This is a genomic window from Leucobacter viscericola (assembly GCF_011299575.1).
In the GTDB taxonomy this organism is placed as follows: Bacteria; Actinomycetota; Actinomycetes; order Actinomycetales; family Microbacteriaceae; genus Leucobacter; species Leucobacter viscericola.
In genome coordinates this window covers 554,601-578,933 of sequence record NZ_CP049863.1, presented here as the reverse complement: position 1 = coordinate 578,933, position 24,333 = coordinate 554,601, and the positions used below count along the sequence as shown (strand labels likewise).

General features: G+C 62.1%; 22 protein-coding genes. 16 read left to right on the top strand and 6 right to left on the bottom strand.

Going from position 1 to position 24,333, the window contains the following annotated elements:
* Positions 1–10: 10 nt before the first annotated feature.
* From G7068_RS02760 to G7068_RS02750, 3 genes are read right to left on the bottom strand one after another with little or no spacing between them, the layout of a single operon-like run.
* Entirely contained in the window at positions 11–3,478 is a 3,468-nt protein-coding gene (locus tag G7068_RS02760) for an error-prone DNA polymerase (RefSeq protein WP_166288533.1), read from the bottom strand.
* Entirely contained in the window at positions 3,478–5,073 is a 1,596-nt protein-coding gene (locus G7068_RS02755; RefSeq protein ID WP_166288530.1) for a DNA polymerase Y family protein, read from the bottom strand. Before G7068_RS02755 ends, G7068_RS02760 begins: the two co-directional genes overlap by 1 nt.
* Positions 5,070–5,720, bottom strand: coding sequence for a hypothetical protein (locus G7068_RS02750; RefSeq protein ID WP_166288527.1), 651 nt, complete (start codon positions 5,718–5,720; stop codon positions 5,070–5,072). Before G7068_RS02750 ends, G7068_RS02755 begins: the two co-directional genes overlap by 4 nt.
* Positions 5,721–5,796: 76 nt before the next feature.
* Between G7068_RS02750 and G7068_RS02745 the strand changes: the two genes are divergently transcribed.
* From G7068_RS02745 to G7068_RS02725, 5 genes are all read left to right on the top strand, one after another.
* On the top strand, positions 5,797–6,120 hold the full coding sequence (locus G7068_RS02745; protein WP_166288524.1) for a DUF2469 domain-containing protein: 324 nt from the start codon (positions 5,797–5,799) through the stop codon (positions 6,118–6,120).
* A 116-nt stretch (positions 6,121–6,236) separates the two neighbouring features.
* Positions 6,237–6,623 (top strand): YraN family protein, encoded by a 387-nt coding sequence (locus G7068_RS02740; protein WP_166288521.1) that lies wholly within the window; start codon positions 6,237–6,239, stop codon positions 6,621–6,623.
* Complete coding sequence (locus tag G7068_RS02735; protein WP_166288518.1) at positions 6,620–8,200, top strand: YifB family Mg chelatase-like AAA ATPase; 1,581 nt, start codon at positions 6,620–6,622, stop codon at positions 8,198–8,200. The genes G7068_RS02740 and G7068_RS02735 overlap by 4 nt, the downstream gene beginning before the upstream one ends.
* A 323-nt stretch (positions 8,201–8,523) precedes the next feature.
* Positions 8,524–9,510 (top strand): DNA-processing protein DprA, encoded by a 987-nt coding sequence (dprA, locus tag G7068_RS02730; RefSeq protein WP_244304629.1) that lies wholly within the window; start codon positions 8,524–8,526, stop codon positions 9,508–9,510.
* Between the two features lie 4 nt (positions 9,511–9,514).
* Complete coding sequence (locus G7068_RS02725) at positions 9,515–10,426, top strand: tyrosine recombinase XerC (RefSeq protein ID WP_166288512.1); 912 nt, start codon at positions 9,515–9,517, stop codon at positions 10,424–10,426.
* Between the two features lie 37 nt (positions 10,427–10,463).
* Here G7068_RS02725 and G7068_RS02720 read toward each other — a convergent pair whose 3' ends face one another.
* Positions 10,464–11,012, bottom strand: a complete 549-nt coding sequence (locus G7068_RS02720) for a murein hydrolase activator EnvC family protein (RefSeq protein WP_166288509.1) — start codon at positions 11,010–11,012, stop codon at positions 10,464–10,466.
* 317 nt (positions 11,013–11,329) lie between these two features.
* Between G7068_RS02720 and rpsB the strand changes: the two genes are divergently transcribed.
* From rpsB to G7068_RS02680, 8 genes are all read left to right on the top strand, one after another.
* On the top strand, positions 11,330–12,226 hold the full coding sequence (rpsB, locus tag G7068_RS02715) for a 30S ribosomal protein S2 (RefSeq protein ID WP_166288506.1): 897 nt from the start codon (positions 11,330–11,332) through the stop codon (positions 12,224–12,226).
* Between the two features lie 47 nt (positions 12,227–12,273).
* Complete coding sequence (gene tsf, locus G7068_RS02710; RefSeq protein ID WP_166288503.1) at positions 12,274–13,104, top strand: translation elongation factor Ts; 831 nt, start codon at positions 12,274–12,276, stop codon at positions 13,102–13,104.
* A gap of 128 nt (positions 13,105–13,232) precedes the next feature.
* Positions 13,233–13,952, top strand: a complete 720-nt coding sequence (pyrH, locus tag G7068_RS02705; protein WP_166288500.1) for a UMP kinase — start codon at positions 13,233–13,235, stop codon at positions 13,950–13,952.
* A gap of 35 nt (positions 13,953–13,987) precedes the next feature.
* Positions 13,988–14,542 carry a ribosome recycling factor gene (gene frr / locus G7068_RS02700; RefSeq protein ID WP_166292964.1) on the top strand — a complete coding sequence of 185 codons (555 nt, stop codon included), beginning with the start codon at positions 13,988–13,990 and terminating at the stop codon, positions 14,540–14,542.
* A gap of 5 nt (positions 14,543–14,547) precedes the next feature.
* The gene (locus G7068_RS02695; RefSeq protein ID WP_166288497.1) at positions 14,548–15,468 is read left to right on the top strand and encodes a phosphatidate cytidylyltransferase; all 921 of its coding nucleotides are present in this window, start codon (positions 14,548–14,550) and stop codon (positions 15,466–15,468) included.
* Positions 15,465–16,070: a DivIVA domain-containing protein gene (locus G7068_RS02690; protein ID WP_166288494.1), complete on the top strand. Its 606-nt coding sequence runs from the start codon at positions 15,465–15,467 to the stop codon at positions 16,068–16,070. The genes G7068_RS02695 and G7068_RS02690 overlap by 4 nt, the downstream gene beginning before the upstream one ends.
* A 103-nt stretch (positions 16,071–16,173) precedes the next feature.
* Positions 16,174–16,788: an aggregation-promoting factor C-terminal-like domain-containing protein gene (locus G7068_RS02685; RefSeq protein ID WP_166288491.1), complete on the top strand. Its 615-nt coding sequence runs from the start codon at positions 16,174–16,176 to the stop codon at positions 16,786–16,788.
* Between the two features lie 12 nt (positions 16,789–16,800).
* On the top strand, positions 16,801–17,097 hold the full coding sequence (locus tag G7068_RS02680) for an ATP/GTP-binding protein (RefSeq protein ID WP_166288488.1): 297 nt from the start codon (positions 16,801–16,803) through the stop codon (positions 17,095–17,097).
* Between the two features lie 18 nt (positions 17,098–17,115).
* On the opposite strand, the gene G7068_RS02675 is transcribed toward G7068_RS02680, so the two are convergent.
* The gene (locus tag G7068_RS02675) at positions 17,116–17,646 is read right to left on the bottom strand and encodes a ribonuclease H family protein (RefSeq protein WP_166288485.1); all 531 of its coding nucleotides are present in this window, start codon (positions 17,644–17,646) and stop codon (positions 17,116–17,118) included.
* Between the two features lie 89 nt (positions 17,647–17,735).
* On the opposite strand from G7068_RS02675, the gene G7068_RS02670 reads away from it, so the two are divergent.
* Entirely contained in the window at positions 17,736–18,464 is a 729-nt protein-coding gene (locus G7068_RS02670; RefSeq protein WP_166288483.1) for an alpha/beta hydrolase, read from the top strand.
* A 3-nt stretch (positions 18,465–18,467) separates the two neighbouring features.
* Here G7068_RS02670 and G7068_RS02665 read toward each other — a convergent pair whose 3' ends face one another.
* The gene (locus tag G7068_RS02665) at positions 18,468–21,257 is read right to left on the bottom strand and encodes a hypothetical protein (protein ID WP_166288480.1); all 2,790 of its coding nucleotides are present in this window, start codon (positions 21,255–21,257) and stop codon (positions 18,468–18,470) included.
* A 259-nt stretch (positions 21,258–21,516) separates the two neighbouring features.
* On the opposite strand from G7068_RS02665, the gene G7068_RS02660 reads away from it, so the two are divergent.
* Together G7068_RS02660 and G7068_RS02655 are read left to right on the top strand one after the other, a co-directional pair.
* A complete protein-coding gene (locus G7068_RS02660) occupies positions 21,517–23,367 on the top strand; it encodes a DUF8094 domain-containing protein (protein ID WP_166288477.1) in 1,851 nt (616 codons plus the stop codon).
* The gene (locus G7068_RS02655; RefSeq protein ID WP_166288474.1) at positions 23,364–24,332 is read left to right on the top strand and encodes a tetratricopeptide repeat protein; all 969 of its coding nucleotides are present in this window, start codon (positions 23,364–23,366) and stop codon (positions 24,330–24,332) included. Before G7068_RS02660 ends, G7068_RS02655 begins: the two co-directional genes overlap by 4 nt.
* Position 24,333: the final 1 nt, after the last annotated feature.

Here is a 24,333-nt window from a genome sequence, read left to right as displayed (position 1 = left end):
GCCAGCATAACTAATGGAAGTCCCGAGAGGATACTCCGGCGGGCGCGGCGAGCGGTTCGAAGTTGTTCGCGATGACATTGATCACCCCCTCTGGAGAGCGCTCAAGCACTCCTCTGATGATAAGCGCGGGCGAGGATCGGGCAACGAGACGGTGACGGGCCCAGACGTTTGCCCAGGTCACCACGTTGACGGATCCCGACTCGTCTTCAAGCGTGATGAAGGTGATACCGCTGGCGGTGCCCGGGCGCTGTCTGTGGGTCACCAGGCCAGCGATCTTTACCACGGTGCCGGGCTGAACATGGCGTGTGCGGTCGGAGCGAACTACCCCCTGCGCGTCGAGGGTGTCGCGCAGCAGGGCGAGCGGGTGTGCGTCTAGAGCGATCCCCGTTGTCCAGAGATCGAGTGCGGTCTGCTCGGCCGGGTTCAACACCGGGAGCAGTGGTGGCTGCACGTGCACGGCGATGCCGGGCAGAAAACGTTCGCGGTTATCCGCGGCGGGTGCGGCAGCCCAGAGTGCCTCCCGGCGATCGAGGCCGAGACTTTTGCAAGCCCCCGCCGCTGCCAGAGCTTCGAGCTGAGCACGATCGAGATCTGCCCGGCGGGCGAGGTCGGTGAGATCGGCGAACGGCCCGTGTTCTCGGGCCCGCACAATACGCTCGGCGGTGCTCTTCTCGATACTGCGGATTTCGGCGAGACCAAGGCGCACGGCGAAGTCACCGTCTTGTCGGTGCAGTGCACTGGTATCTGGACCACCGGGCACAAACGGGTGCACGGGCGGCGGATTCTCCTGGCGCGGTAGGTGGGCGGTGCATTCGGTTGCAGCTTGGGGTTTGGCCGTTGGCCTGCGATCGCTAACAAGCTCAAGATCTGCGAGGACAGCAGAGCGCTGAACATCCGCTGGGCGCACCTCCACGCCGTGTCGACGAGCGTCTTCAACAAGCGTGCGAGACGAGTAAAAGCCCATCGGCTGCGATCGCAGTAATCCCGCGAGGAACGCTGCCGGATAGTGCAGTTTGAACCAGGAACTCACGTAGACGAGCAGCGCGAAACTGATCGAGTGGCTCTCCGCGAAACCAAAGTTTGCAAACGCTTCGATCTGTTCGTACAGGTGGGTCGCGGCATCTCCTTCAATGCCGTTTTTAGCCATGCCCGCAAACAGTTTTTCTTTGAGAGACTCGATGCGCTCCTGGCCACGCTTGGATCCCATGGCCCGCCGCAGCAGGTCGGCATCCTCTGCGGTGCAGTCGGCTACCGCCACGGCCATCTGCATGAGCTGCTCCTGGAACAGGGGCACACCCAGTGTGCGCTCGAGCACTGGCCGCAACTTCGGGTGAAGGTAACTCACCTCTTCAGCCTTGTTCTTGCGGCGCAGATACGGGTGAACGGCGCCGCCCTGGATCGGCCCCGGCCTGATGAGCGCAATCTCGATGACCAGGTCGTAGAAGCTGCGGGGAAGCAGGCGGGGCAGCGTGTTGAGCTGAGCGCGGCTCTCTAGCTGGAACACGCCGATTGCGTCAGCCCGGCAGAGCATGTCGTACACACCCGGTTCTTCTTTCGGGATGGTGCCGAGCGTCCACTGCTTCTTGGTGTGCGCGGCCACGATGTCCATCGTTTTTTGCAGCGCGCTGAGCATGCCGAGCCCGAGTAGGTCGAACTTCACGAGTCCCATCGACTCGCAGGAGTCTTTGTCCCACTGCAGCACGGTGCGGCGATCCATGCGGGCGTGTTCGATGGGGCAGACCTCTCCCACTGGGCGCTCGGTGAGCACCATGCCTCCGGAGTGGATGCCGAGGTGGCGCGGTGCGCGCATAAACCGCATGGCGAGTTCTTGCACGGGAGTCGGGATGGGGCTGGCTGTGTCGACCTCCAACTTGTTCCATCGCTCGAGTCCCTTGGTCCAGGCGCGCTGCTGACCCGCGCTGTACCCGAGCGCTTTTGCCGCGTCTCTGATTGCGGCTTTGGGGCGGTAAGTGATGACGTTCGCAACCTGGGCCGCGTTACGGCGACCGTACTTTTCGTAGACGTACTGAATGATTTCTTCGCGACGCTCGGAGTCGAAATCGACGTCGATGTCGGGTTCTTCGTCGCGCATGCTCGACAGGAAACGTTCGAAGGGGAGGTTATAGAAGATCGCGTCGACCTCGGTGATGCCCAGTACGTAACACACCGCAGAAGCGGCGGCTGATCCTCGTCCCTGGCACAGGATATTTCGCTCTCGTGCTTCACGCACAAGGTCGTGCACGATGAGGAAATAGCCGGGGAAGTCTTTGCGCTCGATGATGTTCAGCTCGCTCTCGAGCCGATCTCTGCGGTGGCTGCTGAGGTTCGTGCCGTAGCGTCGTTCCGCTCCCTGCCACACGAGATGTCGCAGGTATTCCATTTGGGTGTGCCCAGGGGGAAGCGTGAGCTTGGGCAGTCGCGGGCGAGCTGCCCGCAACGGGAACGCCAACTCGGCGGCGAGCTGTGCTGTGCGGGTCACCGCGTCAGGGTAGTGAGCAAAACGCCGCAGCATGGCGGCCCCGCTGCGGAGGTGGGCGGTGCCGGTCGCTGGCAGGTGGTCGTCGAGTTCGTCGAGGCTGCGGCGTGCTCTCACCGCAGCCATTGCCTCAGAGAGCTGCGCGTGGGCAGGGACCGCATAGTGCACGTTGCCGGTGGCGAGGGTTGGGAGACCCCGTTCCGCGGCGAGCGAAGCGAGCCTTGCGTTCCGAGGATCGTCACCGGGGTGGCCATGGTGTGTGAGCTCGACGTAGACGTTGTCTGGGCCAAAGAGATCGGTGAGGCGGTCGAGTTCTGTGAGCGCCAGTGAATCGCCTGTTTCTCGGGTGGTGGCGGTTTCAAGCGCGCGGCGGACCGATCCCTTGCGGCAACCGGTGAGAACCGCCCAGGTGTCTTGCCCCGCCGCTGCGAGTTCTTCGAGGTTGTATTGCGGGCGTCCTTTTTCTCCGCCGGTTAGCTGAGCCTCGGTGATCGCGGAAGCGAGCCGGTGGTACCCGTCGGTGCCGCGAGCGAGGAGCAGTAGGTGTGTTCCTTGCGGATCGGCAACCCCCAGCTGCGGGGCGTCCAGTCCCAGTGAGAGTTCTGCGCCGTACACCGTCAGTGGGGCGGTGTGCCCCGTCGTTGCTGCCATCCGATCAGCAGCTTCAGCGGCCTCGGCAAAGGCGGCTGCTCCGTAGAACCCGTCGTGGTCGGTGAGGGCGATGCCGCTGAGCTGTAGACGGGTCGCTTCTTGTACGAGTTGTTCGGGGGAGGAGGCGCCGTCGAGAAAACTGAAGTGTGAGTGCGCATGGAGTTCTGCGTAGGGCACAACCGGGGAGTCCGCGAGCTCTTGCGCACTCCGTGCCTGGGTTGGTTGCGTCTGAGGGGTCTCATTCGGGCGGGCCTGAGGTCGCGCGTCGGAACCCCTCGCTTGCTGCGGGGCGTGCGCGGAGAGCCTTCGCTCGAATTCGCTCCACGGAATGGGGTCGTTGTGCCAGCCCATCAGTCGTAGTGCCCCTCGGCGAACCAGTGTTCGCCCTCTTGGAACAGCAGCCAGGCATCGTCTCCGGCAAGTTGGACTTGCAGCCTGAACCGAGGTGCGGTGCTTTGCCACCACCGTTCCCGTATCACCCACGGTGTCGACCAGTGAAGCACGGGCGCATTTATTGCATACTGCCTGATTTGCAACCTGTGCGGTGCGCTGTCGAGGAGATCCTCGGCATTGACGCGCACGGGGTGTCCTGAACCGTCGAGAAGCTCTGCGGAGAGTGGTTCAGGGAAGACCTGGCTGGGAGTGGGGCCGGTGAGTGCACCAGGCCAGGGGCCGGCGGCCGAGGCACGAGACCCCGGTCGCTGTGCCCGTGTTGTGCTCCAGGGAACAAAGCGCTGGCGTTCAGCGAGTAGCCGCCCGCCCGCGAGCTCTATGGTGCCGACCCCGGTGTGCCCGAGCCTGCTTTGAACGCGGCTGAGGTGATGGTGCACGCGCGCGTCTGGCTCGTTGCTCCAGAGACCGGGCTCGTGCGCGGCGGCGCGGTCTGTGTGTGTTGGTGTGACGCGCACGCGTGTAACGCCGGCTCCGGTGCGCTCGGATGCTCGCGCTATGGCGGCGGCCTGCCACCGGATGCGGCCGACGGTATCAGCCGCGGTGAAATGGCGAGGATGCAGCCACTCGCGCTCGTGGCGCGCACCGATGTCGTCAGTGAGCTCAACACGAAGCGCGGTGCACACTAAACGCTCTGCTGTGAACCCTGCAACGAACCGTTCAGCGATTGCCGCGCACGCAAAACCGAGCTGCTCAGCGGTGTCGATTGGTGGCTCGAATTCGATCTCTACGCTGAACTCTCGGCCGGGAGTGCGCGGTTGTGTTTTGTCGCTGTTCGTGGGGTGTGCCGCACGAGCGCGGCGATGTACGGCAACTCCTTCCGCGCCGAAACGCTGTTGCACGGCCTCCTCTGGCAGGGCAGCCAGTGCTCCCAGAGTTCTAATACCGAGCCCCACGAGTAATGTGGTGAAGCTTTCACTTGCGGCTCGGGAGACCGGGAGCGGACTGAGAAACGCTGCGGAGCTGCCCGAGGCCACGATCCTCACCCCTTCACTCGGTGACGTAACCAGGGCGGAATCTGCGGTAGCCCGGACAGCCTGTTCCGCCGCAAATAACCCGTCAGCAATTCCCACGCGCGCATCGGGTAAATCAAGGTCTGCAGCCAGGGCGAGCAGCGCATCTGCTGCCTGCTCTTCGCTGCCGTAGTAGCGGGCTGGTCCGCGTGCTCGCATTGCGCACAGGCCGGGGCGACGCACCTCGATTCCTGGCACGAGCCGTTCGAGTGCGGTGGCTATGGGGGCAAAACGACGCCGGTCAACTTCTGGGTCGTGTGGATGGACCGCGAGGCGAGGGCAGCGGGACTGTGCCTCGCGTTCTCGAAGACCGGTTCGCACACCCTCCGCGCGGGCAGCAGGCGAACACGCCGCCACACGGTGCTGGGCAATGAGCGCGATTGCGGGATCGCTCACCTTGTCTGCATCGTCCTGATCTCGCAAGAACGCCTGAATCGGCCAATCGGGCACCCAGAACACGAGCGTGCGCTCCGCGGCGGTCATTGTGGCACCAGCCTGTGGAGTTTTGCGAGGCCGGGGTCTACGAGACTGCCGTGCGCAAAACGCACGGTGTGCGAGGTGAGGCCGCGCCGATCCTGAGCCTGCACTGTGATCTCACGATCTTCGAGCGCCCCGAACCCGTCACCCAGACCGCTCCAGCGAGACGCGGTCACGCGGAAGGTGCTCTCGGAGTTTGGCCACTCGTGTGTGACGACCAGGGCGGCGCCGTGCTCGCGTAGTCTTGCGGCGATGCGTGCCACATCGCCGTGTCTGGGGGAGTTTGTTGGGGCGAGTAGCAACACGGTGAGGATCTCGCTCAACGCCCCGCACAGCCCGAATGCATCGGCCCCGGGTTCGGGGATCAAAATGCAGCGTTCGAGTGCGATTCCGAGTGCCGCGGCTGTTTCGGCCCCGAGGGTCGGGTAGCCGATGATTCCGCACCAGGCCCCGGATGCTGATGAGGCTGCGAGCATGGAGAGCGCGAGCTGTGCGGAGCCCTGGACCGAGTAGCTGGCGCCCTTTCGCAGAGCCCCACCGGGGAAGAGTGAGCGTAGTCCCGGAGCAGTTGGAAGCGTGCTGTCATCGAGCCGCAGCGGCTGCATCTGGGTGATGCGCTGCTGAAGCGTGCGGACGGTCGATGAGGAATGCATGAAGCAATATTCGAACATATGTTCGAATAAGTCAATCCCGGATCGATTACCCGGTGACGGGGATAGGATGGTCAGGATGAACGAGGAAGAGCTAGACGATTACGAGCGTGAAGCCGAGCTGACGCTGTTTCGCGAGTACCGCGACATTGCCAGCCAGTTTCGGTATGTCGTTGAGACGGAGCGCCGGTTTTACCTGGCCAATGAGGTCGAGCTTCAGCGCCAAGACGCGGGTAGCGATTTCTATTTCGAGCTTTCCATGACCGATGTTTGGGTGTGGGACGTGTACCGTGCTGATCGGTTTGTGAAATCGGTTCGTGTGCTCACGTTTAAAGACGTGAACGTCGAAGAGTTGTCGGCACGCGAGTTCTCGCTGCCGCAAGAACTCGCGCTCGACGAGTAGTCGCCCTTCGCTCACAGAACGCGTATTCGGAGATTGCGTTAACTACTTATCCACATTCCGGGTTCTGAGCCCCGTGAGTCACCTTTTCACCCGACGATGGGTGCAGGAGGTGCACCATGAATCGCACAGCAACACACCCACCCAGAACTTCGCACAACCAGCAGTTGGGCGCCAGAGGCGAGACCATCGCTGCGGGGTACTTGGAAGGACTGGGATTCCGCATCCTGGAGCGCAACTGGCGCAACAGCAGTGGAGAGTTAGACATCATCGCCCGGGATGGCGGCACACTCGTTGCGGTTGAAGTAAAAACTCGTAGCGGCACGGGGTATGGCAACCCGTTAGAAGCGATTACCGTGCAAAAAATGACGCGACTCAGGCGGCTTCTGCTCGATTGGGTGCGGGCTGCTGGGATGCGTGGTGCGGAGCTGCGGGTTGATGCCGTCGGTATAACGCTTCGTGGAGACGAGCGGCCTCGAATTGATCACCTGCGGGGGATCTCGTGAGGGGCGAGGTATGCAGGGCGGCGTCGATTGCGCTGACGGGTGTTGAAGGAACGGTCGTTACTGTTGAAGCGGCCGTCTCGCAACAATTACCAGGCATGGCAATCATTGGTTTGCCCGACACCGCGCTTGCCGAGGCGAAGCTGCGTGTACGTACGGCCACGACGCAGGCGGGGATGCCTCTCGCTGACCGGTTCATCACCGTGAATTTGAGCCCGGCAGCGCTACCAAAGCAGGGGTCCGGGTTTGACCTGGCTATCGCACTGTCTGCGCTCGCCGCATCACAGCGCCTGCCACGTGAGCAGTTATCCTCCATTGCCCATCTGGGTGAGTTGAGCCTCGACGGTGAGTTGCGGCGACCCGCAGGGCTTCTCACCGCAACGGTAGCGGCACGAGAACTGGGGTTTCGGCGGGTTATGGTGCCCGAGCGCGGTGGGGCAGAAGCTGCCCTTGTGCCTGATATTGAGGTCATTGCTGTTCGAGACCTTGCGGGGGCGGTTGCGTGGCACCGCGGCGAGCCAGAAGGATGGCGTGTGCTCCCTTATGCGGGTGAGGATACGGAGGCAGGTGCGCACAGCAGTTCCGCCTCTGCATCGGACGACACGCTCTCCGCGGCAGGAGACATAGCCGATATTGTTGGGCAGCCGGATGCGATTGAAGCGCTCACTATTGCGGCTGCTGGAAGACACCACATATCGTTGCTTGGTCCGCCGGGCGCCGGTAAAACAATGCTGGCAACACGATTGCCCACAATCCTGCCCGATCTCACCCCCGACGAGGCGATCGCGGCAAGCAGTATCGCATCGATCGGAGGAGCGCCGCTCACCGGCCTGGTTCAGCGACCACCGTTTGAGAGTCCGCACCACACCGCTTCAAAGATGGCATTGATTGGTGGTGGCTCCAACAGTGAGGTGCGTCCCGGTGCGATCACTCGCGCGTGCCACGGAGTGCTGTTTCTAGACGAGGCCCCGGAATTTCCTCGCTCGGTTCTTGACGCGCTCCGGCAACCGCTTGAATCCGGGCACATTGAGATTCACCGCTCTCGAATACGCACTTCGCTCCCAGCCCGTGTGCAATTGGTGCTCGCCGCAAACCCCTGTCCGTGCGGATACGCCGGGTCGCCAGACACGGTGGCGCAGTGCAGCTGTACCCCCAATGTTCGGATTCGATATTTGCAGCGTATTTCGGGGCCGCTGGGAGACCGCATCGACCTGCGACTTGCTGTTCGCCGAGTCCCAAGCGTGATGCTGAACGATATTGAAGCTCCTGCTCCCACGAGTGGCGAACTGCGTGAGCGAGTGACGCAGGCCAGAGCTGCCGCCGCAGTTCGGCTAGAGGACACACCCTGGACGACTAACGGAGAGGTGAAGGGGCCTTGGCTACGCACGACCCAGCTGAGACTGCCTCGCAAAGATACGGTGGTGCTGGATCAGGCGCTCGGACGGGGATCCATCACCCTTCGGGGGTACGACAGAGTGTTGCGTGTGGCGTGGACAATCGCAGACCTCGCCGGGCTCGACCGCCCCAGCCGAAACGAGATATCCAGGGCGCTCGTGCTGCGAGGAGGGGATTTGCTATGAGCAAGTCCCTGGTCCATGTTCGTGCAGACCGTGAACTGTGCAAAGGGTTGGCGTCGCTCCACATAGGCGGTGTGAGCGGCGTGGGTGAGGGCGAACTGTCACAGGAAGCGGCGGATGTGATGCTTGCGAGGGTGGTGTGGTCTCACCTGGTAGAGCCTGGAGACGCCGTCGCGGCTACCCTTATCGACATTTTGGGTGCCGGACCCGCGCTCGATCTGGTCGCATCTGAAGTAAACGCCAGGAGTATAGGAGCCGCGATGAAAACTGCCCTAGGGTGCGCAGACAATAATCTGCCTCTATCCCTTCGGCAGGTGTCTGCCGGTATGAAACGATGGCTGCCCCGTCTCGACCGTGTGGCAGTTCTAGCTGATATCTCACTCGCGGCGGCGGCGAAAGCACACGCCGTTTTGCCCGAGTCAGCAGCTTGGCCTATGCGGTTGAACGACCTTGGGCCGCACGCTCCGGTGATGCTCTGGGCCCGTGGTGAGCCCTCACTCCTGAGTCAAGCCTCGCTTGCCGTGGTTGGGGCACGCGCCTGCACAAGCTATGGAACATACGTCACTGCCGACCTTGTGAGCAGCGCCTGCGCTGCGGGAATCACAATTACCTCGGGAGCAGCCTACGGAATCGACGCGGTGGCTCACCGCGCCGCGCTCGCCGCCGAAGCCCCAACGATCGCTGTGCTGGCGGGTGGGGTTGACCGCCCCTATCCAAGCGCTCACGGGGCGTTACTCGAAAAAATTGCGTCGACGGGAGTTGTTTGCTCGGAGGTCGTGCCCGGCACGGCACCGACCCGATGGAGGTTCCTGCAGCGAAATCGCATTATTGCCGCGCTATCCCAGGCGACGCTGATCACCGAGGCGGGCCTCCGCTCTGGCTCGCTCAACACCGCGGGGCATAGCGCAGAGATCGGTCGCCCCCTCGGTGTGGTCCCCGGGCCAGTCACCAGCCCGGCCTCGCTCGGATGTCATCGGCTGATCCGCGAGTATGGGGCGACGCTTATCTCCAACGGCGCTGACCTCCGTGAATTGCTAGGGCTAAGTGATCTTGAGGTCCTCAACGCCTCTGAGGCGGGTGGCCTGAGCGCAAATGGCGTAGACCAGCCTAGGGAGTCTGCAATGCATCGACGAGTGATCGACGCGCTGCCTCTGCGAGGCTGGCAGACCGTGGCTGTGACAGCTCGAACTGCCGGCGCGGACGTAGAGGAAGTGAGTGCCGCGCTCGCCGAACTGGAACTTCTGGGATGCGTTGTGCGTCGCGAAACACCGAATGGAGGTGATGTGCAATGGTCGCAGAAGCGTGGAGAATGAGGGCATGGGCCTAAGTGAAGCGATTGAGCAGTTTCTTGCGGCTGTTCAAACGGAGTATGGGTACTCCGAGCACACCGTGCGTGCCTATCACCGAGACCTGCACAACTTCAAAGACTATGCAGAAAACCAGGGTGTCAAAGACGTTGACGGCTGCGACATCGAACTCATGCGCGGTTGGCTGTGGGCGCGGCAGCAAAAGCAGCTTGCCCCCACAACGATTGCGCGTAACGTTGCAACGCTGAAATCGTTCGGAGTGTGGCTCGAACGTAAGCGACTCGTACCTGGAAACCCCGCATCGCGGCTGCGGGCTCCTCGAGCTCCCCGTACGCTACCGCGGGTGCTGAGCGATTCTCAGATCACTCGTATCTTGGAGCGTGCTGCGGGGCGTGCGGCGGAAGGCGATCCTGAGTGCCTGCGAGATCACGCCGTATTGGAGCTGCTCTATTCCTCTGCGCTGCGGGTGTCGGAGTTGTGCGGGCTGCCAGTTACGGGGTTTGACCGTCGAGAGCGACTGGTTCGTGTACTCGGAAAAGGAAACAAGGAGCGTGTGGTGCCCGTCGGTGGGCCCGCTGCCAAAGCGGTGGAGCGTTACCTTGAAGAGGGGCGCCCACTGCTCGCTCAACGGAACGCCAGCCCACCCTCGACACTGTTCCTGGGGAAACGAGGGGGAGAGCTCAGCAGTAACGCGGTCTACAGGCTCGTTGCTCACGAACTCGAACAGGAGCCGGGAGGCGGGCCACGGGGACCCCACACGCTACGCCACACAACCGCAACCCACCTTCTGAATGGAGGTGCGGATCTGCGCGTCGTACAAGAAGTTCTTGGCCACTCCAGTCTCGCTAGCACGCAGGTCTACACCCACGTGTCGACCGAGCGTCTTGCGGAAAGCTATCGTCAGGCGCACCCACGCGCCTGACGCACCTGACACGCATGGCGGTCGTGTCGCTGTTGAGTCACCAGGGCCGTAACTTCGGGCGCCCTCGAAAGTAACGCAGCGGGTTCACGTAGTCCTCTTCGACACGAACCCCAACGTGGAGGCACTCCTCGTAGCAATGACCACCACTCGATACGGTGCCAAGAAACTGCCCAGTTGACACAGCATCACCCGCTCGGAGCTCGCTTGTTATCGGTTCGAGCGACAGCACTGTGCGCTCATCAACTCGCACTGACAACACTCCGCGGTCAACAACCGTGCCGACAAAAGTGACTGTTCCTGACGTGGGAGCCCGAACAGCGAGACCGGGGCCTGCTGGAAGGTCAATACCGCGGTGCCCGGAAGCGTAGGGGGTTGGCGGTCCCAGATACGGCCCCGAGACAGTGAGCGAATGGCCGACTGGAGGGATCCACAGCGCGGTTGGTGAGGGAGAAGGTGGGGATGCCTCCAGTGGTGCAGACGAAGCACTCGCGGTTGCGCCAAGAAGCGTGAGACTGATGCCCAACAGAACGGCAGCGAGAGCGCGGCGAGAACGGTGAGTGCGGGATTGCTGGGCGGGGGAGTTCATAGAGCAACGCTGTCACGGCGAGAGAAATGGTGCGGAGCAGAGGGGCAAATGTGGATAAGTAGTGGAGGTGGGAGCGATAAGGCGAGGGTGTGAGCGAACCTGTAAACAAGTCCCGCGCGCACCCCAAGCGGTGATACACTTATCGCTGCGCCTTGAAAGAGGTGACTTCGCGTGCCCACCCATCGGAGTGATGCCACCGGTCTCTGTTCGAAAGAACGGGGCGGCTGATCCCGCGGGCACCAGGATCTGACTGCAACCGCAGTCGATATGCAACCGAAAACGCATGCTCATTGAGCGTGCAGAAACAGGAGACAGCAATGGCTGTTGTAACCATGCGCCAGCTGCTTGACAGCGGCGTCCACTTCGGACACCAGACTCGCCGTTGGAACCCGAAGATGAAGCGTTTTATCTTCACCGAGCGCTCGGGTATCTACATCATCGACCTGCAGCAGTCGCTCGGGTACATCGATGACGCCTACGAGTTCGTGAAGAACACCGTCGCACGCGGCGGCAACATTCTTTTTGTTGGCACCAAGAAGCAGGCTCAGGAAGCAATTGCTGAGCAGGCTACTCGCGTCAACCAGCCCTACGTGAACCAGCGCTGGCTGGGTGGTCTGCTGACCAACTTCCAGACTGTTACGGGCCGCCTTGAGCGCATGAAGGAGCTCGAGCAGCTCGACTACGAGGGCACCACGAGCGGCTTCACCAAGAAGGAGCTCCTCCTCAAGAAGCGCGAGCTCGACAAGCTGCAGAAGTCACTCGGTGGTATCCGCCACATGACCAAGACTCCGTCAGCGATCTGGATCGTTGACACCAAGAAGGAGCACCTCGCAATTGACGAGGCGAAGAAGCTTGGTATCCCGGTTATCGCGATCCTTGACACCAACTGCGATCCCGACGAGGTCACCTACCCGATCCCGGGTAACGATGACGCCATTCGTTCGGTTGCACTGCTCACCCGCGTGATTGCGGATGCCGCTGCTGAGGGCCTCATGGAGCGCCACCAGAAGCCTGCCGAGGGTGCAGAGACCCCCGCTGAGCCGCTTGCTGAATGGGAAGTTGAACTGCTGAACGCAGACGCAAAGCCCGCTGAGGAAGCTGCAGAAGCAGTAGAGGCAGCAGCTGAGGTTGTCGAGGAAGTTGCTGCAGAGGCAGCTGCTGAAGAGGCACCCGCTGCAACCGAGGCACCCGCCGAAGAAGCAGCCGCGAAGTAATTTCGCCCCACCGCTTTCATCTGAACAAACTTTTTAAGGAGTGACACATGGCTGCAGTATCCATGGCCGCTATTAAAGAGCTGCGCGAGCGCCTCGGCGCCGGCATGCTCGACAGCAAAAACGCACTGACCGAGGCTGATGGTGACATCGAGAAGGCCATCGAGATCCTGCGTCTTAAGGGACTGAAGGGTGTTGCCAAGCGCGGCGACCGCGAGGCAAGCGAGGGCTTGGTTGCTGTAAAGCAGACCGACGGCGCTGCCACGATGATCGAGCTCGTTTGCGAGACCGACTTTGTTGCGAAGAACGAGAAGTTCATTGCGCTCTCCGAGCGTGTGCTTGACGCAATCGCAGCCGCTGGTGCCGCGAACGCTGAGGAAGCACTCGCTGCTCCCGCAGAGGGCAAGACCGTGAACGACATCATCACCGACGAGTCCGCCATCATCGGCGAGAAGATCGTGCTCCGCCGCGTTTCACGCGTCGAGGCTCCGGCGACCGCTGTCTACCTGCACCGCACCTCGAAGGATCTGCCGCCGCAGATCGGCGTGGTTGTGGGCTACGAGGGCGACGACGCAAAGGCTGCTCTGAGCATCGCTCAGCACATCTCCTTCGCTGATCCGCTCTACGTCACCCGCGAAGAGGTTCCGGCTGCTGACGTCGACAAAGAGCGCGACATCGTCACCGAGATCTCGAAGAACGAGGGCAAGCCCGAGGCTGCTCTGCCGAAGATCGTTGAGGGACGTCTCAACGCGTTCTTCAAGCAGGTCGTTCTGAACGAGCAGGTGCACGCACTTGACGAGGAGAAGCGCGACGTGAAGAAGGTTGCTGAGGCAGCTGGCATCACCGTTAAGAGCTTCGCCCGCAGCAAGGTTGGCGCGTAACGTTTACACACTGGGAGGCCCGAGCATTTGCTCGGGCCTCTTTGCTGTGTGCTCCGCAGGGCGCGCAGCATCATCACCGGTAGGCCCAGTAGTCTGTTCTGAGGCCAGCCCGAGAAGGAGAAACACCCATGCCCGAGACTGTCGATCGCAAGCGCCGAGTGATGCTCAAGCTTTCAGGAGAGGCGTTTGGGGGTGGCACTCTCGGTGTGAACCCTGACGTTGTGAGTCAGATCGCCCGCGAGATTGCGGCCGCCGTTGAAACCTCCGAGGTTGCGGTTGTGGTGGGCGGCGGCAACTTCTTCCGCGGCGCTGAGCTCTCACAGCGCGGCATGGACCGCGCCCGTGCAGACTACATGGGCATGCTCGGTACGGTCATGAACGCCCTCGCGCTGCAGGATTTCCTCGAACAGGCCGGCGTCGATAGCCGGGTGCAGTCGGCAATCACCATGACTCAGGTCGCTGAAACGTACATTCCGCTGCGCGCAATCCGCCACCTCGAAAAGGGGCGCGTTGTCATCTTCGGTGCGGGCGCCGGGCTCCCGTACTTCTCAACTGACACCGTCGCGGCACAGCGTGCGCTCGAGATCCACGCCGATGAGGTTCTCGTGGCTAAAAACGGCGTCGACGGTGTCTACACCGCCGATCCCAACAAGGATCCGAACGCCACACTCATCGAGCAGATCACCTACAACGATGCGCTCGTGCGTGGCCTCAAGGTCGTAGATTCGACCTCGTTTAGCCTCTGCATGGACAACGGCATGCCGATGCGCGTTTTTGGTATGGAACCGGCTGGAAATGTCACCGCCGCGATCCGTGGCGAGAAGCTCGGCACCCTCGTACACCGCTAAGCTTGATTGACGAACCACTTCAGAAGGAGAACACCGTGATCGATGAGGTCTTCGCAGACGTAACTGACCGCATGAATAAGGCGGTCGAATCCGCGAAAGAGAGCTTCGCCACGGTGCGCACCGGTCGGGCAAACCCCGCACTGCTGCAGAACCTGATGGTTGACTACTACGGTACTCCGACGCCTCTGCCGCAGCTTGCCTCGGTGCAAAACCAGGATGCCCGCAGCCTTCTCATTACCCCTTACGACAAGGGTGCGATGAAAGACATTGAGCAGGCGATTCGTGACATGCCAAACCTGGGTGCAAACCCCTCCAACGACGGCACCGTTGTTCGTGTCACACTTCCCGATCTCACAGAGGAACGCCGCAAGGAGTTCGTGAAGATCGTTAAGGGCAAGGCTGAAGACGCTCGTGTTGCGATCCGCAACGTTCGCCGTCACGGCATGGGGGAGTTTGACGCGCTGAAGAGTGAGGTCGGCGAAGATGAGATTGGTCGCGCCGAGAAAGAACTCGAAGCGATGACCAAACAGTACGTCGAGCAGATCGACGATGCGCTGAAGCGCAAAGAGGCTGAACTGCTGGAGGTCTAGCCACAATGTCGGGCGCGGATCGGCGGGACGAGATCAGGGCTCACCTGGAATCGACCCGCGCGCAACTTGAGGCGACCAACGCCAAAATCGAAGCCAGGGCTGGGCGGAATCTTTTTTTCGCGATAGCTTCAGGGCTCATTTTTGGTGCGGTCTTTCTCGCCAGCCTGTTTTTGATCAAGCAAGTTTTTGTGCTGCTGGTCGCGATCATCGTGTCGATCGCCCTGGTTGAGCTGGCTTCTGCGTTCAGAGTGGCTGGCAGGCGTGTTCCGCGCATTGGAGTTGTGCTGGGTGGCCTTGTGGTGGTCGCCGGAGCCTATTTCTGGCACGCAGAGGGCATGCTCATCGGGTTGTTTGCCGGATCGGCGATAATTACCGTTTGGCGGCTCGTTGAGGGCCTGATGCCCCGCTGGGAGATGCCTCCTCGCACGCTTGTGCGGGATGTCTTCTCGGGACTGTTTAGCCTCGTCTACGTCGCGTTTCTCGCCTCCTTTACGGTGCTGCTGGTCGCAAAAGAGAACGGTGAGTGGTGGGTTCTCTCGCTCGTCGCGATTGTGGTGTCGGTTGACGTTGGCGCCTATGCGGCCGGTGTCACTCTCGGTAAGCACAAAATGACTCCGCGCATCAGCCCAAATAAAACCTGGGAGGGTTTCGCGGGTGCCGCAGTTGCCTCGGCCGCGGTTGGTGTTGTGGTGTCGATTTTTGCGCTGGATCAGCCGTGGTGGGTCGGTATTGTGCTCGGCGTAGTTGTGCTGCTCACTGCTACCGGCGGAGATCTCACGGAGTCGCTCATTAAGCGAAACCTGGGGGTTAAAGATATGAGCAGCTGGATCCCCGGCCACGGTGGGTTCCTCGACCGCCTTGATTCGATTTTGCCCTCTGCCGTTGGAGTGTACGGTGTGGCCTTAATTCTCGGAGTTGTTTCATGACCAAGTCTTCACAGCGGAAGGAGAAGCGCGCCATGCAAAATGGAGTGGTGCACGCAGCTTTTCCCCTCGCAACAAAACGTCAACTCGGATACAACCAGGAGCAGGTCGACAGCTTCCTGAGCCGAGCTCGTGCAACCTACGAGGGGGGTGCTCCCGACGAGAACCCCCTGACAGCCGACGATGTGCGTCGGATGGCCTTCGTAGTGAAGTCGGGCGGATACTCTGCGCGCTATGTTGACGCCGCGATGGACCGCCTTGAAGAGGTCTTTTTTGAGCGTGAGCGACGCGCGCAGGTGCGCTCCGAGGGTGAGGACGCGTGGTGGGACGACACCAGGGCTCTTCTCTCCGAGGTTCGCGGCAGGCTGCAGCGCCCCCGCGGCAAGCGTTTTCGCAGGCGAGGCATCTTTGCAACGGGTTATCGTCGTGCCCAGGTAGACGCGTTTCTGGATCGTGTTGCCGGCATGTTTGAGAACCGAGAGCTGAGCTTGAGTCCTGCCGAGGTTCGTGACGTTGTGTTCCATTCCCAGTGGCGCGGCTACGACGAAGACCAGGTGGATGCCCTTCTTGACGGCGTGGTTGAGCTGATTCTGGCAACGCGTTAACCGATCGGCTGTGTTCAAACTGTGATTAACGTACAGTGGCGTTGAGTGACGCGCCCGCCTGATATAGAATCGTAATATTGTGGCTTCTTCGAAACCTTCTTCCATGACCTTCTGGTCCCGCTTTCGTGCACCCCTCGCGGTTGTTGCCGTAGCCGGATTTCTCGGAGCTGCTGTCGTCGCTCCCTTCGCAATGCCGGTGGCTCCTGCTGAGGCGGAGACGATGGCCTTTAAGGCTCGTATTCACCAGGAGTTCGTGCCCAACGAGTCTGCCGATGCAGACCTCGTGTACACGGATGTCTCGGTGGTCGAACTTCCTGATCCCGCAGAGGTGAAGCGCAAGCAGGAGGCCGAGAAGGCTGAAAAGGCGGCAAAGGCCGCGGAAGCAGCCGGTGCATCTTCGGGCCAGTCTTCATCGAGTGCGCCGCCGAAATACAGCGGTGGTGGATCACCCGCCGAGTGGATGGCCGCTGCTGGCATCGCGGAGTCGGACTGGGGCTACGTCGACTACATCGCCTCGCGTGAGAGCGGCTGGAACCCCAACGCCACGAATGCTGGCTCGGGTGCCTGCGGACTCATTCAGGCGCTGCCGTGCAGCAAAGTTCCTGGAAATGGTTACGACCCCGTCGATAATCTGCGGTGGGCGAGTGGCTACGCGGTTGGCCGTTACGGAAGCTGGGCTGCTGCCTACGACTTCTGGACTTCAAACCACTGGTGGTAAGCCACCCTCGACATGGCGCGTAATCGGCGACCCAATAAGTACCAGCGCGCGGCCCAAGAGCCACCTCGCGACGTTACTCGTCTTGCATATGGGGGAGCGCGCAAGGAGCTGAGGCGCGGCGTCGAGTGGTTCGTGCGTGAGATCCCGGCACATCGTGCTGAAAAAGCTTACCGATGCCCGGAATGCGGCACCGAAGTGCCCATAGGGCAGGCGCACCTGGTCGCCTGGAGTGCCGAGCACTTTTTCGGTGACGAGGCTGCGGTGCGGGATCGCCGCCACTACCACCTGCACTGCTGGCGGCTTGCCTAGTCGGCGTTGACGCGCGCCTTAGAACAGCGTTGGGGGTGCCGCTGGTTGCTCTAGCGATACCTCAGGGGTTGGTGAGGAACTCACACCCGCGAGACCTGGTCCATGATCTGGAGTGCGACCAGCCTGAAACGCCGTGGCCGCGGCCCGGGCGCGATCGTCCGCTGCCTCGTTGAGCGGATGCCCCGCGTGTCCCTTCACCCACTCAAACTGCACCTGACGTCCCGTGAGAGCCGCATCGAGCTGCTCAAGGAGCTCGCGGTTCAGAACCGGTTTTCCGTCGGCCTTGCGCCAGCCGCGGCGCTTCCAGCCCGGCATCCACTGCGTGACCGAGTTAATCACGTACTGACTGTCACACAGCACGTGCAGCGGCTCCTCGGCGCGATCAGCGGTTGCGTGCAGCAAATCCAACACCGCCATAAGCTCACCCTGGTTGTTGGTCGCACGAGGCCACCCGCCTGCGCGCCACTGCTGCTCATCGACGACCCAGGCCCAGCCTGCCGGACCCGGGTTGCCGAGTGCTGATCCGTCTGCCGCAGCGGTGATTGTCATGCGTCTATCTTGCCAGAGTGTGTCGCTCGGGTTGGGTAGGCTGAAGCGCGAGAACAGAACTTACCCGTGTGAGATTCAGAGGAGACGGTGTGACAACGACGATCAGAAGTAATACGGTGTTGCGCGCGAGGCGTGAAGACATCGAGTTGCACACGTCGGACGGCTTAACTCTCGTTGGGGAACTCGCCCTGCCACAGGATCGGGATCCAAAGGTAACCCTTGTCTGTCTGCACCCGCTGCCAACTCACGGGGGTTTTATGGACTCCCACATCTTGCGTAAGGCGGCGAACAGGCTGCCCGAGCTGGCTGACCTTGCCGTACTGCGATTCAACACCCGGGGGACAAGCTCACCTCGGGGAACAAGCGAGGGGGAGTTCGGTGAGGGCATCACCGAACGAGCAGATGTTGCCGCGGCAATGGCGTTTGTACAGGATCGGGGGCTACCGAACCCTTGGCTGCTCGGCTGGTCGTTTGGAACTGAGCTCACGCTGAAATACGGGCTGGAGCACAATATCGAGGGCGCGATCCTGCTCTCTCCTCCGCTGCACCGCGCCACGGAAGCAGACGTTGCTGCTTGGGCAGACGCGACGCCGCAGTTGGTTGCGCTGATCCCCGAGTTTGATGACTATCTGCGCCCTGAAGAAGCCAGAGTGCGCTTTGCCGCGGCGCCGAACGCGCGGCTTGTGGCCGTCGAAGATGGCAAGCACCTGTGGGTGGGGGAGAACCAGACTCGCCGGGTGCTGAACGAGATCGTTGCGACGGTCGGCACCGCTGCGACGCCGCTCCCCGGTGAGGTGAGCGACGCGCAGCTGGCCTAGAACCTAGCGGTCGGTTTCGGCCTGGGGAATCTGCACGGTTACGTCCGTGTCTTCTTCAGAAAGCTCGCTGTCCGTTGCCTCGGCAACTGGGCGCTCCACGAGTCGGCCAGCAACCGTGCTCATCTTCTGAGCGTTGGTGATGACCTCACCGAGGCTCTCGAAGTAGCGGGCGACCGCACCTCGTTCGACCTTCAGCTGGGTCATACGATCTTCGGCAGCGGCAAGCACCTTCGTAGCGCGATCCTCGGCTGCCGCGAACGTGGTCTGCGCGCGTCGTTCTGCCTCGAGGATCGTCGCTGCGGCCTGCTGCTCTGCCTCCGCACGGAGGTTGCGTGCAACCTGCGTGGCCTCCTGCGAAATGGTTTCGTATTCTTCGCGGGCCGCCTCAAGCTGTGAGCGAAGCTCAGCCAGCTCGTTTGTTGTTGCCTCGATTTCGCGCCGCGATGCTTCTGCGGCCTCGTGCTGGCGAGCGGCCAGATCCTGCTCGAGTTGTTCGCGCTGTTGGGTCGACGAGGTGTTGAACTCGAGCGTGTCGTGCTCAATGCGCTCGCGCAGCTCGCGGACGTGGTCCTCAGTTTCTGCACGCGCCGCCGCGAGGCGGGCCTCTTCTTGAGAACGGTACTCGGCGAGTTCTTCGACCGTGTTTGCGCGCAGCAGGTCTGTCTCTTCGGTTACCGCGGCACGCTTTGCTGCGACCTCGCGGTCGATGGCTGCCGTCGCGGCTTCCTGCTGCTGGGCGAGGTTCGCGCGGTGCTGCTCAGACTCTGCCGCAATGATGCGGGCCTGTTCCTCTTGCTCGCGGGCAATGTCTGCCGCGAGTTTGCTGCGCTCGCGCTCGATTTGCAGTTCGAGCTCTTCGCGCTGCAGACCCAGTGCTGCGGCGGCCTCTTCGCGCTCGATACGTGCCTGAGTTTCGGCTGCGGAGCGTTCGTCGTCGAGGCGCTGCTGGTGCTCCCGCAGCTGAGCCGCGATGCGCTCCTCGTGCACGGTGGTTTCGTCGGACATGCGTCCTTCGTGCGTGGTTCGTTCTGCGGCCAGCTCGCGCTCCAGCTGGTGGCGAGCGTTCTCAACGTTCTGCTCGTGGGTCGCGAGTTCAGCAGCGATTTTCTCCCGCTGCTCGTTCCACTCGGCGATGAGGCGATCCTGGTGGGCGGCGAGTTCGCCACCAATCCGGGCTTCGTGCGCTTCGCGTTCCGAGTGGATCTGTGCCTCGTGCGCTTCGCGCTCCGAGTGAATCTGCGCTTCGTGTGCCTCGCGCTCGGCCCGAATCTGGGCTTCGTGGTGCGTGCGCTCGGCGTGGAGCGCGGCTTCCTGGCTTGTGCGCTCGGAGTGGAGTGCGGCCTCGTGTGCTTCGCGCTCCTCGGCAATTGCCGTGTTGTGCGCTTCTAGCTCTTGCGACAGGCGGGAATTGTGAGCATTGAGCTCGGCAGCAAGTTTGACCTGCTGCGCCTCCTCGGTGTTGCGCAGGCGCACGTCATGTTCCAGCGCTTCCGAGCGCAGGTTCTCGTCGTGGGTGCGGCGTTCTTCCGCCAGTTCGAAGTCGTGGTGCGTGCGCTCCTCTTCGATGCGTTCTTGGTGTGCGGCGAGTTCGGCTGCAAGCTGCTGCTCCTGTGCGGCCTTGGCTGCCGCGAGCTGCTCCTCTGCAGAGGCTCGCAGATCCTGGCGCTCAGTTGCTGCCTGCTCGTTGGCGCGTGCGCGCTCGCGCGCACCCTGGTCAGCGAGAGTTGCGAGTTCGCTCTTCTGAGCTTCTAGCTCGCGCGAAATAGTTGCCTCGTGCTGGAATCGCTCCTGCGTAATACGATCCGTGTGGGTCTGCAGTTCTGACGCGATCTTCTGCTCGTGCAGCTCGCGCTCGCTCGTGAGCGCCTCGTCATGCTCGGCGCGTTCCTGGGCGATCTGGCCGCGAAGGTTTTGCATCTCCGCCTCAAGCGAACGACGCTGAGCCGCGATGCCTGCTTCTAGCTCTCGCTCGCGCTCGGTGTAGCGCTCTTCGAGCTCTGACTCTTCGCGCTGGCGCTTTGCCTCAAACTCGGCACGGGCCCGCTCGCCCTCCTGGGTGAGGCGGGCGCGCTCAAGTTCAGCTTCGCGGGTGTCTTCTGCCCGCTGACGCTCGAATGCCTCGGCTTGCTTCTCGGTCTGCTCACGCAGTTCATTCGCCGCTGCCTGGGCCTCGGCCGTAATGCGCTCTGCTTCGGCTGTTGCCTGGGCTAGCTTCGCGCGTGCGTCCCGCTCCGAGGTTTCGCGCTCGGTAGCTGCCTCGCGCTCTGCCGAGCTGCGTGCGAGCTCTGCCGAGCGACGCGCCTCTTCAAGCAGTCGCTCGCGCTCGGCGTTTGCCTCAGCTGACTGCTGGGCAACGTCGGTGCGCACACCCGTAATCAAGATCTCGGCCTGCTCGTGCGCCGAAGCGAGCATCTCGTCTGCGCGCCGCTGAGCCTGGGTAAGAACCCTGGTGCTCTCTTCTTCTGAAGAGTTGCGCAGCTTCTCTGCGTCGAGATCCGCCTGCGCCATGAGGCGCTGGGCGTGATCCTCAGCAACCTGCAGGCTCTTTTCGACCCTGAGACCGAGGCCGGAGTAGCCGCTCGCACCGAGTTCGGCAACCTGCTCTTGCAGGTCGGCGACGAGCTGGCGCTGCTCCTGGCCTACCTGGGTCGCCTGCTGGTGCGCGAGCTGTAGCGCTTCGAGGTGGGTCTGCAACGTGCCGATGTGCCCGGTGAGAGCAGAAACTCGCTCATCGACCTCTTCGCGGTTGTAACCGCGGAAGGCTTGGGAAAATTGCTGGGCTGGTTCAGACACGAGGCCTCCGGGTAAGACGAAAACTCAGCTCCATCGCAGCGAAATCCGCGCGTGGGCATACAAGTACACATAATAGACTAATTAATGAGTTGCGTATGTAAATTGCAGAGCGGATCGAAGGGTGTGGTTGCGCGCCGCGCTGCAAGATGTTCATCTCTTCCTCGGAAAGCTCCGGTAGCGTTAAACGTTGAAATCTTTGTCTGTGTCGTCGCTCCCACTTGGAAAGCGCGGCTCAGGCTCCATGTAGTGAGGAGCCCCCGTGCGATATGTGCTTGCGATTGCGGCACTCGTGATCTCCGGCGTGTTGCTGTTGTTGGGTATTGGGCAGCGCACTTTTCTTGCCGGACCCGCGGAGATCAGTTACCCCGTCCAAATCAAATCTGAGACGGGATACGCGGCCATCGACGGCAAGGAGTTCGCCAAAGTGCCCGGCCAGGCAAACGTCGTCGTGCGAGGATCCGAGGCTTTTGTCTCAACCGGAGCAACTCGAGATGTACAGGGGTGGCTCGCTCCATTTGCTCACGCTGAACTCTCTGTTGACCAGAATAAAGAGAAGGTACTCAGCGCGCACGTCGCCGCATCGAGTGCCGCTGAAGACGGCGAAGACATGAGTCCCATCGATCCGCGGGGAAGCGATTTGTGGCTCGAATCACGATCGATTAAAAACCAGGGCAGCGGGACCGAAAAAGAGACGCTGCGTGTGCCTGTTGCGCTCGCAGAGGATCAATCTGTGCTGATCGCCTCCAACGGTGTGAAGCCGGTGCCGAGCGACGTCTCACTCGTGTGGGTTCAGGATCGCACGACCCCCTGGGCGGGGCCGCTGCTTGCAGCTGGAGGTCTATTTGCCGTGATTGGTGGTCTGCTCTATCTGTTTGCGGTTGACCACGATCGCCGTGGTCTTGGGCCACGCCGCGGGCGCCGCGGGCCTTTCCAGGGCATTCGAAACGCGTTTCGTAGGCGAAACAAGAAAGCTGGCACCGTGAAATCGAGTGTGGAACCTCCCGTTGCACCGATGCGGGCACTTCGACGAGGCACGATCCCGGCCCTGGGCCTAGTTGTGGCCTTGGGTCTTAGCGGGTGCTCCGCGAGCTACTGGCCAGACTTCTCCCCGCAGCCAACGAAGACGGCACCCACCAAAGATTCCACTACCGCCCTTCCGCCTGTGCCGGTGACCGAGGGGCAGATGGACCGTATTGCGGATCAGGTTTCGGAAGTTGCGGGCGCCGGTGACGATTCGCTTGATGCAGAGGCATTGAAGCCCCGCTTTGACGGGGACGCTCTCGCCCAGCGCACCGCGAACTACACCATTCGTAAGGCCATTCCTGATTACGGAGTTGTGCCCCCTCGTATTACAAAAGATCGTCTGGACTACGAACTGGTGCAGACCACCGACTCGTGGCCGCGCACGATGTTCATGACGGTCGCGTCTGAGTCTAAAGACGATGCGAATACACAGGGTAAAGACGAGAGCAAAGAAGGATCTTCGCCGTCACTCGCGCTCATTCTGACGCAGGAGACCCCACAGGAGAACTACCTCACATCTCGTGTGATTGCGTTGCGAGGCGGTATTTCGATGCCTCAGGCCGCGCCGGCCGAAGACGGAACCGCGCTTCTTTCGAATGACCTGGAATCACTTGAGCTGCCTCCTGGAGAGGTGGGGACCGCCTACGCCAACGTGTTGCAGAACGGCAAGGAGGCTCCCGAAGCGGATTCCTTCGACCTCACCACCGACACGCTTCTTGACAACTACGGGCTCGCCCGCGCGCAGAAGGCGCAACAGGAGTCCGATGCCAAGGGTCAGACGATGAAGTTCTCGGTGCAGGCTCGCCAGGGTGACCTGGAGCCCGTCGCACTGTCGACGGGTGTGGGCGGTGCACTCGTGGCAACTACCGTCATTGAGGAACAGATTGTTGACTCCGCCGGGGGACGCTTCAAACCACAGGCCGCGGGGGCAGTGACTGCGCTTTCGGGCCTCACCGGTGAGCAAGACGTGCTCGTGCAAGAGGTTGCGCATCAGATGCTCTTTTTTGTGCCGAACAAGTCTGAACATAAAAAGATCGAGCTGCTCGGTGTAACCAGCGAGCTTGTGGGAGCGAGGAATTCACTATGACACCGCAGCAGATGCCGGAACGGATTCCTGGCGGCGGGATCGACCTCAGCCACCTCGCGGCAGCGCGAAACCAGGGTGCTGCGACGGCGGCGGTACCCGGTGCGCCTGAGGGTGCACCGCAGGTTGTTGATGTTCCTGCGCTGGTAATCGATGTGACAGACGCGGGGTTCGAACAGGTCGCCCAGCTCTCCTCGGTGGTGCCGGTTGTGGTGCTGCTGTGGGCTGGTTGGTCAGAGCCGAGCAAGGCACTGAGCCCCCTGGTCGAGCAGGTGACCCGAGAATTCGCCGGTCGCGTGCTGCTTGCGAGGGTCGACGTTGACGCGAACCCGGGGCTTGCTCAGGCGTTCCAGGCGCAGTCGATCCCGACCGTTGTGGCACTTGTTGGTGGCCGACCCGTACCGCTGTTCCAGGGAGAGATTCCCGCTGAACAACTTCGTGAACTGTACGCGCAGCTCCTGCAGCTCGCTGAGCAGCAGGGTGTCGTTGGGCGCGTCAACGCACCTGCAGATGAGGGCGCCACCGATGCGCCGAGCGAGCCCGCAGAGCCTCAGATTCCTCCCGCGCACCTCGCAGCGGTGGAAGCTGCGGAGCGTGGGGACTATGCCGCAGCGGTTGCTGAGTGGGAAGACGTGCTGCGTAAGGCTCCGGCCGATGCCGAGGCCCGCGCAGCTCTCGTGCAGATGAAGCTTCTGCAGCGCTTGGAAGGGCTCACACTCGAGCAGGTGCGTGCCGAGGCCGCAGCCCAGCCGGAAGACCTGCAGGCGCAGCTGCGAGTGGCCGATCTGGATCTTTCGGGTGGACACGTCGAGGATGCCTTTTTGCGGCTGCTCGAACTGTTTGCAGCAAGCGACACCGATGGGCGTACCGTCATTCGTGAGCGGCTGCTCGAACTGTTTGAAGTGGTCGGGCCCGCTGATCCGCGCGTGATTGCAGCGCGGGGTCGTCTCGCGAATCTGCTGTACTGAG

Bases quoted from the DNA above. Each gene is read 5' to 3' on its own strand.
- G7068_RS02680 (WP_166288488.1), top strand. From the start codon at position 16,801: ATGGCGCGTAATCGGCGACCCAATAAGTACCAGCGCGCGGCCCAAGAG.
- G7068_RS02745 (WP_166288524.1), top strand. From the start codon at position 5,797: ATGAACGAGGAAGAGCTAGACGATTACGAGCGTGAAGCCGAGCTGACG.
- pyrH (WP_166288500.1), top strand. From the start codon at position 13,233: ATGCCCGAGACTGTCGATCGCAAGCGCCGAGTGATGCTCAAGCTTTCA.
- G7068_RS02690 (WP_166288494.1), top strand. From the start codon at position 15,465: ATGACCAAGTCTTCACAGCGGAAGGAGAAGCGCGCCATGCAAAATGGA.
- rpsB (WP_166288506.1), top strand. From the start codon at position 11,330: ATGGCTGTTGTAACCATGCGCCAGCTGCTTGACAGCGGCGTCCACTTC.
- G7068_RS02720 (WP_166288509.1), bottom strand. From the start codon at position 11,012: ATGAACTCCCCCGCCCAGCAATCCCGCACTCACCGTTCTCGCCGCGCT.
- G7068_RS02760 (WP_166288533.1), bottom strand. From the start codon at position 3,478: ATGGGCTGGCACAACGACCCCATTCCGTGGAGCGAATTCGAGCGAAGG.
- G7068_RS02685 (WP_166288491.1), top strand. From the start codon at position 16,174: ATGACCTTCTGGTCCCGCTTTCGTGCACCCCTCGCGGTTGTTGCCGTA.
- G7068_RS02675 (WP_166288485.1), bottom strand. From the start codon at position 17,646: ATGACAATCACCGCTGCGGCAGACGGATCAGCACTCGGCAACCCGGGT.
- G7068_RS02755 (WP_166288530.1), bottom strand. From the start codon at position 5,073: ATGACCGCCGCGGAGCGCACGCTCGTGTTCTGGGTGCCCGATTGGCCG.
- G7068_RS02695 (WP_166288497.1), top strand. From the start codon at position 14,548: ATGTCGGGCGCGGATCGGCGGGACGAGATCAGGGCTCACCTGGAATCG.
- dprA (WP_244304629.1), top strand. From the start codon at position 8,524: ATGAAACGATGGCTGCCCCGTCTCGACCGTGTGGCAGTTCTAGCTGAT.
- G7068_RS02740 (WP_166288521.1), top strand. From the start codon at position 6,237: ATGAATCGCACAGCAACACACCCACCCAGAACTTCGCACAACCAGCAG.
- G7068_RS02655 (WP_166288474.1), top strand. From the start codon at position 23,364: ATGACACCGCAGCAGATGCCGGAACGGATTCCTGGCGGCGGGATCGAC.
- G7068_RS02725 (WP_166288512.1), top strand. From the start codon at position 9,515: ATGGGCCTAAGTGAAGCGATTGAGCAGTTTCTTGCGGCTGTTCAAACG.
- tsf (WP_166288503.1), top strand. From the start codon at position 12,274: ATGGCTGCAGTATCCATGGCCGCTATTAAAGAGCTGCGCGAGCGCCTC.
- G7068_RS02750 (WP_166288527.1), bottom strand. From the start codon at position 5,720: ATGCATTCCTCATCGACCGTCCGCACGCTTCAGCAGCGCATCACCCAG.